Annotated in this window: 5 protein-coding genes and 1 pseudogene; 3 read left to right on the forward strand and 3 right to left on the reverse strand. The window is 62.7% G+C overall.

Annotated elements, in window-relative coordinates; genetic code table 11:
- Positions 1 to 67: 67 nt before the first annotated feature.
- A complete protein-coding gene (locus tag AC1DYS_RS10620) occupies positions 68 to 595 on the forward strand; it encodes a lipocalin-like domain-containing protein (RefSeq protein WP_477898745.1) in 528 nt (175 codons plus the stop codon).
- A gap of 187 nt (positions 596 to 782) precedes the next feature.
- Here AC1DYS_RS10620 and AC1DYS_RS10625 read toward each other — a convergent pair whose 3' ends face one another.
- Entirely contained in the window at positions 783 to 1,685 is a 903-nt protein-coding gene (locus AC1DYS_RS10625; RefSeq protein ID WP_477898747.1) for a phosphotransferase enzyme family protein, read from the reverse strand.
- 323 nt (positions 1,686 to 2,008) lie between these two features.
- Here AC1DYS_RS10625 and AC1DYS_RS10630 point away from each other — a divergent pair, with 323 nt between their 5' ends.
- A complete protein-coding gene (locus AC1DYS_RS10630) occupies positions 2,009 to 2,899 on the forward strand; it encodes a helix-turn-helix transcriptional regulator (RefSeq protein ID WP_477898749.1) in 891 nt (296 codons plus the stop codon).
- 275 nt (positions 2,900 to 3,174) lie between these two features.
- Here AC1DYS_RS10630 and AC1DYS_RS10635 read toward each other — a convergent pair.
- Positions 3,175 to 3,288: pseudogene (locus tag AC1DYS_RS10635) on the reverse strand (hypothetical protein); the annotation flags it as partial.
- 369 nt (positions 3,289 to 3,657) lie between these two features.
- Between AC1DYS_RS10635 and AC1DYS_RS10640 the strand changes: the two are divergent.
- Positions 3,658 to 4,518: a nuclear transport factor 2 family protein gene (locus AC1DYS_RS10640; RefSeq protein WP_477898751.1), complete on the forward strand. Its 861-nt coding sequence runs from the start codon at positions 3,658 to 3,660 to the stop codon at positions 4,516 to 4,518.
- A gap of 42 nt (positions 4,519 to 4,560) precedes the next feature.
- On the opposite strand, the gene AC1DYS_RS10645 is transcribed toward AC1DYS_RS10640, so the two are convergent.
- On the reverse strand, positions 4,561 to 4,866 hold the full coding sequence (locus tag AC1DYS_RS10645) for a hypothetical protein (protein ID WP_477898753.1): 306 nt from the start codon (positions 4,864 to 4,866) through the stop codon (positions 4,561 to 4,563).
- Positions 4,867 to 6,010 lie beyond the last annotated feature (1,144 nt).

Raw genomic sequence — 6,010 nt, forward strand, 5'->3', positions numbered from 1 at the left:
ATAGTTCGGGCAGGACTCGTGCCGCCCCGTTGCCCGATGCTTGGGCCTGCCCCCAAGGAGAACCAGCATGCAAGCAGACCTTCGCACCGTCGCCTGGACCGTTGTCCTGTTGATGTCGCTCGGCGGCTGCGCCACGGCGCCGGCGGAGCCGGGCACCGCCGCTGGCCTGCTCGGAAACTGGCGCTTGCTAGCAGTAGAGACTTTGCGCGACAAGGGTGAGGTCTCAACGGTCTGGATGGGCGAGAAGCCGCTCGGCCTGATCACATACCAACCCAATGGCCTGATGTCCGTGCAGATCATGCGCGACCCAAGGCCACTCTTTGCCAGCGGCTCGCGGGCCTCCGCGACACCCGAGGAGCTCAAGAGAGCCTTCCTCGGCTACTACGCCTACTGGGGCACGTACGCGATCGATCCCGTCGACAACAGCGTCTCGCACCAACTTGCTGCCAGCCTCTACCCCGAGGAAGTCGGCATCGTCTACAAGCGCTTCTTCAAGATTGAGGGCCCGCGTCTGGTGCTGACGACCGCCCCGATCACCTACGACGGGCGGCAGATCGTGAACCGCTTGACGTGGGAAAAGATGGCGGCGCCTTGACCGGTGCCGGCCATTCGTCGATGCAACGACTGTGGACCTGCATCGCTCGGAGTCGTGGCCCAGGCAAACGGCTCGCGGTTTCAACAAGCAAGTGCAACAGGGTCGGCGAGGAAGAGTCAGTCTCGGTCAGAAGCTGCCCGTCACGAACGACCGCTGCCTAACTTGCCGCTTGTGGATGGTGCGAGCTTCAGGCGCCAGGTGGGTTGGCAAGCCACGTACGCAAAGCCTGCTGCGACCCGCGGATGAATCCAGGCGCCCACGGACGGTGATCCAGGGTGGGCCAGTCATCCAGGATCCACGCCAGCGTGAGGAAAAGCCGTGCAGTGACAAGCACCGAAACCTGCAGGCCTAGGTCTGGCGAAGGGGTGTTTTCCTCGGCGTAGCCTCGCAGCAACGCGTCGTGCAGGGCGGGGTACTGTCGCCGATGGTCATGATTGCTCGCCAAAGGGTAGCGCAGGTACTGCAGCGTGGCGGCGAGGTCCATGGCGTGATGGCCCATCCCGCAGTCAGTGAAGTCGATGGCGCCGGCAGCGCCTCGCACGAAGAGCAAATTCCATAGATGCAGGTCGCCGTGCACCAGGCCCCAGCTTTCCGGCCCGCGACTAAAGGCTTCGACTTCATCGTGCAGTCGCGCGGCTGAATCGCGAAGCAACGCGCGATTGGCCGTGCTTAGGCGCTCCATCCCTGGTCGAGTGCCCGCGGCCCACGCGGGCAGGTCCAGTGGCGTGGCTTGACGATCCGTGCGTACGCGGCCGGCTGCGTGCAGCGCCGTGGCCACTCGGTGCAGAGCTCCAGTGAACCGGCCAACAGCATGCAACCGCGCGGGTGTAAGGCTGCGGTCGCAATGACGCCCGTCGAGCCATGTCAGCAGGACCGCGTAGCGCCCATCTGGATGGCGGTGCAGTCGCGTTCCTTCGGCGCTGCATTGTGGAACCGGCACGTGCAGCCCGTCGGCAGCCAGCGCCCCAAGCCAGTCCAGCTCGGTGTGGATGGCAGCGGGATCCTGGTGGCTCACCGAGTAAAGGCGCAGCGCCAGATCGGGACTGACCTTGCGGCGTACCCGCCAAACCTCGCAGTCCAGCCGTGTCACGCAACGCAGCGCGTCGGCCCGCACACCGTGTTGGCTTAGCAGAGTGTCGATGAATGGGTCGTGCACACATGGAGTGTCCCCCAGCGCGACTTCGTCGTCAGCACGGCCTCAGGCGCCACGCGGCACATTAGTTCATACCGGATTCCGCGGCACCGTTGGTCAATACCACCAAGTTCGCATCAAACGCCCTCGTAGCGAATCTGGAGCCTGATCAGCCGTGGAAGTGCGGGGCAGCTTCCATTCTTGCTTGAGCGGCAAGCCTGCGCCGTCGACGAGAATCCCTCCCGTACCCAATTTGCGGCACATGGAACCAACGACTACCAATGCCCCGAGAAGTAGCCGCCGTTCGGAAGATTCCGTTCTACAACCCACGCCTGGCGAAGCTCGGCATCGAGGTACTTGCACTGCCCGAGGCGCGCCGCCGGCATGGGGCGCTCCGGCTCGAGCCAGAGCGCCCGGACTTCTACCTGATGCTGCTGGTCCGCGGTGGGACGGGAAGGCACCGCGTCGACTTCATCGAACACCGGCTGGGGCGGGGCGACGTACTCCTCGTGCGTCCCGGCCAGGTCCAGCAGTGGGGCTTGCAGGACAGGGTGGAGGCGGATCTGGTGCTGGTGTCTCCCCTGGCCCTGGCTCCACTCATCGCACGCGCCGAGGCGGACATGAAGATGTTGGCCCTCGACGACTGGCCCGCGAAGCTGCGACCGACCCGCCAGGTTTTCGTGGACGCGTGTGCGGATGTCGAAAGGCTTCGAGCGGACATCGGGCGCTTCGAAGGCAGCGCACTGGAGACGGCGCAAATATGGCATGAGTTGCTAGCCTTGCTCCTGCGTCTTGCGCGCGAGCGCCCAGAGCTGCCGGCAGTGGCGGCGAGCACGGACCGCGATATCTACGGAGTCTTCATGCGGGAGCTCGACAAGCACCTGGATCGCCGGCCCAGCATCCGAGAGTTGGCCCAGCGAATCGGCTACTCCGAGAGCACCCTGTCGAGGGCTTGCCTCGCCGCCGCCGGCCACACAGCGAAGAGCGCGGTAGACCAGCGCGTGGCACTCGAGGCCAAGCGGTTGCTGGTGCACAGTGAAGCGAACGTCGCGCAGATCGCGACCAAGCTCGGGTTCTCGGAAACAACAAACTTCATCAAGTTCTTCCGCCGACTTGTAAAAGTGACGCCGTCTGCCTTCCGCTCAGCGCAGGCAGAGTTCAACGCACGTTGACCAGCGTCCCGATGTATCCGCCTCTTCGCGATGGCACTTGAGCTCGGCAGCGAGGCCTGCTGAACCCATGCCAAGCTCTCCACGGCTCGTCGTCGAAAACAGGCAAAGGTCAGCAGGGGAAGTGAGACCACCCTTGCACAGTCGCGGCATCGCCTTGATAGAACGTCAAGCCAACGCTCGTCGTGACGACGAACGTTTGTTGCTCGATGACGAACGGCGTGCGCATTGCCTGGACGATCTTGCTGGCTACGCACCTCGGTGAACTCGTCGCGACCCAGCCGAGCAACCACATCGGTGGACCGAAGGGTCTGCGTCAATCTTCTCGCAAACGCTCGCAGCAGCGCCAGTCGGTTGGTTGGTTGCCTGATGATCGGCTCACGACTTGACATTCGAGTTCCAACGCCGCGCTGCCGAGTTGCGGCGAGGCGTCGAATGCCTTGAGGCGACCAGAGGAAACACTCTCACCCGTCTCGCCACATGAGCGGCGGCCTCACGGGTTGAATACCTGCATCGCGGCGGAATGCTTCCTGCGAACCATGCCTTTGACGGGATAGAGCAACGCGGGAACTATCGCCGTGCCTGCGATGAACTCCAGGCCCTGCCGGCAATCTCGGTGGATCAAACCGAGGCTGAAAGCTTCGTCCCGTGGTCGCATCGATTCCGCTGTCGGACAACCCGGTCAGCGGATGACTGATTTCGACCGCATCGCGCCTCAGTCTCACCTTGTACCGGCGCACTCAATTCAGCACAGTTGCGTCATGAAAAACACCTTCTTCCTCCAAGTACTTTCAATCGGCGCGATAACTGCTGCGCTGGGCGGCTGTGTAACCCCTGCAAACCTAAATCGGACATCTCCCATGACCGCCCAAAAAAGCCAAGTCGTCAGCCTTCTCAAGGCAATCGAAACCGGAGAGTCTGAGCCGATCGTCGTGATTAACCCGGACAAGTACATCCAGCACAACCTGAGCGCACCGGATGGCTTGAAAGGTTTTCAAGCGCTCGTGCAAGCCATTCCCAAAGGCTCTGCCCGTGTGAATACTGTGCGCGTCTTCCAAGATGGCAACTACGTGTTCGCGCACACCGACTACATCGTTTTCGGGCCGAAGATTGGCTTCGACGTCTTCCGTTTTGAAGACGGCAAGATCGTTGAACACTGGGACACTCTGCAGGAGACGCCGACAAGCCCGAATCCCAGCGGGCGGACGATGATCGACGGTCCGACGCAAGCCGTTGATCTTGAAAAGACGGCCGCGAACAAGCTGGTTGCGCGGGCCTTCGTGGAGGACGTTCTCGTCAACGGCCGAGTGGAAAAAATTGGCGAGTATTACGATGCTGACATCATTCAGCACCATCCGCTGATCCCGGACACGCTTCCGGCGTTGATGGCCGTATTCGGGGGCTGGGCCAAAGCGGGCATCACGGTGACGCATGACCGCATCCACAAGGTGCTCGGCGAAGGAAACTTCGTCCTCGTTTTGAGCGAGGGGCATTTTGCTGGAAAGCACACAGCATTCTCAGATTTGTTTCGGGTTCAAAACGGAAAGATCGCTGAGCATTGGAGTGCAGTCCAAGAGATCCCGCCTCGCGCAGAGTGGAAGAACGGGAACGGCAAATTCTGATCTTCTTCGCTGACCAGTGGCTCGCAGTCCTTTACCCCGTCTTCATAGGGTAAAGATCACGGCGATGTCACCTGTACTGCTGACGTACCTCAGTGCCGAGCTCGGCGTCAACGAGTGCCAGATCGCGACGATTCGATCACCAAGGCAACAAAGCAGGTGCTGCTGTACCTGTCCAATTTCCACCCAGCCGATGCCGCGGCATTGGCAGAAGACCTGTAGCGCTCGTGGCCAGCTCTGATGCCTGCCGATGCGGTTCGGTTGTCTTTCCGGCCACTGCAACCGCAGTGCCGCGACATCGAGCTGACCTGACTTCCCGGCACCGGCGTGATTGCCCGTCATCCATGTCATCACTGAACCATCCGTGCCGATAGCTGGTCGTCCCATAACATCGCGGCCATGAAATCTCTCTGTTCGATGGCCGCGCTGCTGGCAGCACTCTGCGTTCCGCTTGAAGCGTCTGCCTAGGGCGCAGAAGGGCACCGCGTAATTGCCGAGCTAGCGGAGGCGCAGCTCACGGCCGAGGCGCGTGTCGAGATCAATCGGTTGCTGGCGCTGGAGCCCGGTGCAAGGCTGGCCTCGGTCTCAACCTGGGCGGCGTTCTGCCCGGCATACGCTACGGGTCAGTTTCTGGGATGGGTGCGCGTTGGCGCAGGCCTGCGAATCACGGTGGCCGGCACGGGCCGTGATCGGGTATCACTATGACGTCCAGATGCCTGCGCCCGCCGGGCGTACCGATTCGTCCGCCGGGATGGACCGAACCGCCGAAGGAGGACGAGCCGCCGCCGCCGGAAGATCCACCCAACCCCTTCGATGACCCCAAGGTCCGGGCATGCTTCGTCATGGGCCGGCGCCGTCAACGCGGCGCACTACCAGCAGATGCTCCCGCCGAACGGTGCCGACGACTGAAGGCGCCCATGTCGCTGCGTGGTTCACAGCTCGCGCCATGGCGGGCGATCCGCTGGCCGTCACAGACGCAGCGGCCGGTGCTGTGAGGGGGGCACGTCCGCCAACCGCGTCGACGTCGAGTGGGGTGGGCATTGCAAGGTGTAGGCGAGGGCCCGCATCGATGGCACACACGAACTCGCCGTGATCGTCCGGCGCACCCACGTCCTGGTGTTTCCCGGGTGCGGCGAGCGATGCCAGGTACGCCGCGCAGGCGGCGCTGGCGCTCGTGTACTCCTTGCCGCTGACGGTGAAGGCGAAGTGGCCGTGGACGATCTGGAGGTTCCGCGACTCTGCTGCAGTGCTGCAAGCCATGACGCCCACCACAAGCCCATGGCGCCTGCGAGCATGCGAACGAAGGGTGAGATGTGCACGGTGCGCCTTCATGAGTTGACGCCTGCGAACGCGAGGCAGCTCACGAGGAATACGAACTGCAAGCTCGCATCCGGACATCTCTGAACCGTCACCGCTAGGACCACCCATCAACGGAGTCATTGCTTGTCATACGCAAAGTTAGGGATTGCCGCCCACTGAAAATGCGCAGACTGTG

Source organism: Rhizobacter sp. P2_G4 (assembly GCF_056403575.1).

Excerpts from the sequence above, each read along its gene's own strand:
- AC1DYS_RS10645 (WP_477898753.1), bottom strand. The coding sequence starts at position 4,866 with ATGACATGGATGACGGGCAATCACGCCGGTGCCGGGAAGTCAGGTCAG.
- AC1DYS_RS10640 (WP_477898751.1), top strand. The coding sequence starts at position 3,658 with ATGAAAAACACCTTCTTCCTCCAAGTACTTTCAATCGGCGCGATAACT.
- AC1DYS_RS10630 (WP_477898749.1), top strand. The coding sequence starts at position 2,009 with ATGCCCCGAGAAGTAGCCGCCGTTCGGAAGATTCCGTTCTACAACCCA.
- AC1DYS_RS10620 (WP_477898745.1), top strand. The coding sequence starts at position 68 with ATGCAAGCAGACCTTCGCACCGTCGCCTGGACCGTTGTCCTGTTGATG.